This window comes from Flavobacterium geliluteum, assembly GCF_017948595.1.
Taxonomy (GTDB): domain Bacteria; phylum Bacteroidota; class Bacteroidia; order Flavobacteriales; family Flavobacteriaceae; genus Flavobacterium; species Flavobacterium flavipigmentatum.
This window is the reverse complement of sequence record NZ_JAGFBV010000066.1, coordinates 1-1,260: the sequence shown is the minus strand read 5'-3', so window position 1 is coordinate 1,260 and position 1,260 is coordinate 1. Positions and strand designations below refer to the sequence as shown.

Here is a 1,260-nt window from a genome sequence, read left to right as displayed (position 1 = left end):
TGGGAACTTCTGCTTTTTTCTAAAAGAAAATTACTTAATAACCATTACATAAAAAAAAGGGCAACAAGCCCTTTCAATTAAAATCCATATGTAAAAATATTTTCGAGAGAAAATAGCAAGTTGTGTTTTGAGATGCTTGAAATGAATTCAGCATCTCAAAACAACTTGCCCTGCGGGGCTGGAAAACGGCTCCAAAGTCGCCGTTTTGTTATAATTACAATTGGGAAAAAGTTATTTGGAATCACTTTTATTTTTTTCATTTAAATACTTTCTGTAAAGCAAGTCCAGCAGTTCTGCTTCTTCCAAAGGGATCAGCATTTCTATTACACGCAGAAGACTCCCAACATACTTTTCTGCATCCCGGACGTTATTTTCACCGCATTCAATTCCATCCAAAGCAAGTTCTGCTGTTTTAAGAAGATCCGTTATCATGCAAAACAGGTCTCTGTATCCTTCCACATTTATTTCAATAGTTTGGATATCATTTCCGGTTTCCGATACAGGCTTGAGCATTATGAAATAACGCTCAGGGTTCTCTATGAGCTCACTTAATTTGATTTTATCGTTTTCCATGATCTTTATTTTTAAATTGATTAATCATTTATCTAATATATTTTTTGAAATTTTCATCATGTCGTGTTTTTAAGATTTTTATCAGGACTGTTGAAATAAGTATAGACCGATTCTAAAAACAGCCTTGCTAATGCAAACCATGTCATAAGGTCAATGTGCTCTCTCAGTTCAGGATCGCTGTCCAATTCTAATGCGCTCTCCCAATCAAAATCTGCACTTTGAATTCTCTGCTGAAACTTCTGATAATAGTCTGTTCCTACCACTGTTATAACAACAAAGAGCAGTTCATGCACAAACTGGGAGCACCCGATAGATTTTAAAATATACCTCAGACTGTCAAAAGACATGTCATTTGGATTGGGATTTTCTTTCAGTTCATGACAAAAATGTATCAGCAGTTGCAGACACGAGAGCAGTCCCGCTGTTTTAACGTCCTGTATCTCCGTATCAATAATTTCAAGGTCACCTGAAAGTAATTCTTCCAGATCGTATTCCTGCAACAGGTCAGGATACCTGTCCAGTAATAAATCGAGCTTGGGGTTTTGCAGTTTGCCAAGAAGTTGGACTTGCAACAAAAAGTGGGACAAATTTTCTAAGACCTATGCTACACTTTTAATTTTATAAAATTCTAGTTCGATTTCTTTAGGTGTTTTATATCCCAAAGAAGAATGCAGACGTTTTCTATTA

Annotated in this window: 2 protein-coding genes; both read right to left on the bottom strand. The window is 35.8% G+C overall.

What is annotated here, in order from left to right; translation table 11 throughout:
- Positions 1 to 231: 231 nt before the first annotated feature.
- A complete protein-coding gene (locus J3495_RS18955) occupies positions 232 to 573 on the bottom strand; it encodes a hypothetical protein (protein WP_210668541.1) in 342 nt (113 codons plus the stop codon).
- A 56-nt stretch (positions 574 to 629) separates the two neighbouring features.
- The gene (locus J3495_RS18950) at positions 630 to 1,148 is read right to left on the bottom strand and encodes a hypothetical protein (protein ID WP_210668539.1); all 519 of its coding nucleotides are present in this window, start codon (positions 1,146 to 1,148) and stop codon (positions 630 to 632) included.
- Positions 1,149 to 1,260: the final 112 nt, after the last annotated feature.

Bases quoted from the DNA above. Each gene is read 5' to 3' on its own strand.
- J3495_RS18955 (WP_210668541.1), bottom strand. From the start codon at position 573: ATGGAAAACGATAAAATCAAATTAAGTGAGCTCATAGAGAACCCTGAG.